The organism is Streptomyces coffeae (assembly GCF_016741875.1).
Taxonomy (GTDB): Bacteria; Actinomycetota; Actinomycetes; order Streptomycetales; family Streptomycetaceae; genus Streptomyces; species Streptomyces coffeae.
Window position 1 is genome coordinate 1 of record NZ_JAERRF010000096.1, and the last position, 3,148, is coordinate 3,148.

The 3,148-nt window shown below is 69.9% G+C and carries 2 protein-coding genes; both read left to right on the forward strand.

The window, feature by feature from the left end; genetic code table 11:
• Window positions 1-1,745: SDR family NAD(P)-dependent oxidoreductase (locus JK363_RS41065; RefSeq protein WP_201883432.1), on the forward strand; the 1,745-nt coding region annotated here is incomplete at its 5' end.
• A 42-nt stretch (window positions 1,746-1,787) separates the two neighbouring features.
• Window positions 1,788-3,148 (forward strand): type I polyketide synthase (locus JK363_RS41070; protein ID WP_201883433.1); only part of this gene is annotated, 1,361 nt, incomplete at its 3' end.

Here is a 3,148-nt window from a genome sequence, read left to right on the forward strand (position 1 = left end):
CCAGTGTGCGGGAGGCGACCGGTGGCCGTGGTGTGGATGTGGTGCTCAACAGCCTGGCCGGGGAGTTCATCGACGCCTCACTGCGCCTGCTGGCCGACGGCGGACGGTTCCTGGAGATGGGCAAGACCGACATCCGCGACCCGGAACACATCGCAACCACCCACCCGGATGTGAGCTATCGGGTCTACGATCTGATCACCGATGCCGGGCCCGATCGCATCGGCCGGATGCTGGGTGAGCTGGGCCGGTTGTTCGAGGCCGGTGTGCTGGAGCCGCTTCCGCTGCGGTCATGGCCGTTGAGCCGGGCCCGAGAGGCGTTGCGGTATCTGAGTCAGGCCAAGCACACCGGCAAACTGGTGCTGGATGTCCCCGCCCCGGTGGACCCCGACGGCACCGTCCTCATCACCGGTGGCACCGGCACCCTGGGAGGGCTGGTCGCCGAACATCTCGTCCGGGCGTGGCGGACCGGCCATGTGACGCTCGTGAGCCGACGCGGCCCCAATGCACCAAGCGCGAAGGAACTGTCTTCCCGACTGGAAGAGTTGGGCGCAGAGGTACGGATCGTCGCCGCCGACGTCACCGACGCCGCCGCGGTCAACGGCCTCATCGCGGACATCGACCCGGCACATCCGCTGACGGGAGTGATTCACGCGGCAGGTGTTGTGGACGACGCGGTGGTCACCTCGCAGACGCCGGAACGGCTGGCGAGGGTGTGGGCGGCCAAGGCCACGGCCGCCGCCCATCTGCACGCCGCGACCGCGCATCTGCGGCTGGGCATGTTTGTGACGTTCTCGTCCGCGGCCGGGGTGATGGGCAGTCCCGGGCAGTCCAACTACGCGGCGGCCAACGCCTTCTGCGATGCCCTGGCCGCCCACCGCCAGGCCGAAGGACTGCCCGCGGTGTCCGTGGCATGGGGCCTCTGGGCCGAGTCCAGTGACATGACCGGCAATCTCACCGAAGCCGACCTGGCCCGGATGTCCCGCTCGGGCGCCACCCCGATGTCCAGCGAACGTGCGCTGGGGCTGCTCGACGCCGCCGCGGAACACGGCGGCCACCAGCTGATCGCGGCGGATATGAACGTACGGGCCCTGGCCACGAAGCCCGCCGAGAGCCTGCCCGCCCCACTCCGCGCCCTCGCCGCCACAAGCGCCGGTGGCGCGGCCGGGCGGCGTACGGCAGCCGCCGCCGATGTGCGCCCGGCCGACTGGTCCGGACGGCTCGCGGGGCTGTCCGCGGACGAACGCCATCGGGTCGTGCTCCAACTGGTCCGTGGCCATGTGGCGGCGGTGCTCGGACACGTCGACACCGAAGCGGTGCAGGCGGACGCCAACTTCAAGGAGCTCGGCTTCGACTCCCTGACCGCCGTCGAACTGCGCAACCGTCTCGCCGCCGCCACCGGCCTGCGACTGCCCGCCGCCCTCGTATTCGACTATCCGGAGGCGCGTGTCGTGGCCGACTACCTGCTGGAGCGCATCGCCCCCGCGGACGGTGGCTCGGCGGGTCCGGACCGTGTTGATCCCCTCCTCAACGAGCTGGCCAGGCTGGAAGCTGCCCTGATCGGCCTCGACGTGGCGGACGACGCGTCGGTGACGGTCACGGCGCGCCTGGAGAGTCTGCTGGCGAAGTGGAAGGCGACACGGAAACCGGCAGGAACCGCGGAGGAGAAGACCGCGACGGAGAGGCTGGAGTCCGCGTCCGCGGCCCAGGTTCTCGACTTTATCGACAACGAACTTGGTGTGTCCTGAATGTGCCGGGTGCGACGATCGCTGAAGGCCGGGTGAACCCTCATGGTGCGCGTGAACGAAGAGAAGCTGGTCGAGTATCTCAAGCGTGTGTCCGCGGATCTGCACGATACGCGACTGCGTTTGCGTGAGGCGGAGGAGCGGTCCCAGGAGCCGGTGGCCATCGTGAGCATGGCCTGCCGCTTCCCGGGGGGAGTGGACACTCCGGAAGCACTGTGGCGGTTGGTCGTCGACCGCGTGGACGCGATCACCGACTTCCCGACCGACCGCGGCTGGAACCTCGACGGCCTCTACCACCCGGACCCGGACCACCCCGGCACCACCTATGTCCGCCGTGGCGGATTCCTCGACGGCGCCGACCAGTTCGACCCCCAGTTCTTCGGTATCAGCCCGCGCGAGGCCCTGGCCACCAGCCCCCAGCAGCGACTGCTGCTGGAAACCGCCTGGGAGGCATGTGAGCGCGCGGGCATCGACCCGCTGTCCCTCAAGGGCTCCCCGACCGGTGTCTACGCCGGAACGGCGACCACGGGCGGCGCGTCCGCGGGCGACTCGCACGAGGGTGGCGAGGGATACGCGGGCAACGCCCCGAGCCTCCTGTCCGGCCGGGTGTCCTACACCTTGGGTCTCGAGGGGCCCGCTGTCACTGTCGAGACGGCTTGCTCGTCGTCGCTGGTGGCGCTGCACCTGGCCTGGCAGGCACTACGGCAGGGCGAATGCACCCTCGCACTCGCCGGCGGGGTGACGGTCATGACCACCCCCGAAGTGTTCACCGGCTTCTCCCGGCAGCGCGGACTCTCCCCGGACGGACGCTGCAAGGCGTTCGCGGCCACCGCGGACGGTACGGGCTGGGGCGAAGGCGTCGGCCTGGTGTTGCTGGAACGGCTTTCCGACGCGCGGCGCAACGGTCACCAGGTGCTCGCCGTCATCCGTGGCTCGGCCATCAACCAGGACGGTGCGAGCAACGGATTCACCGCCCCGAACGGGCCCTCGCAGCAGCGCGTCATCCGGCAAGCCCTGGCCAGCGCCCGGCTCTCCCCGTCCGAAGTGGACGCGGTCGAAGCACATGGCACGGGCACCAGGCTGGGCGATCCGATCGAGGCCGACGCGCTGATCGCCACCTACGGCCGGGGCCGTTCGGAGGACCGGCCGTTGTGGCTGGGGTCGTTGAAGTCGAACATCGGTCATACGCAGGGTGCGGCGGGTGTGGCGGGCGTCATGAAGATGGTGATGGCGCTGCGCCATGGACTGCTGCCCGCGACCTTGCACATCGCTGAGGTCACCCCGCATGTGGAGTGGGACGGCGGCGGAGTACGACCGCTGTCCGAAGCGGTCGATTGGGTCAACGGCGATCGGCCGCGTAGGGCGGGAGTGTCCGCGTTCGGTATTTCCGGTACGAACGCGCATGT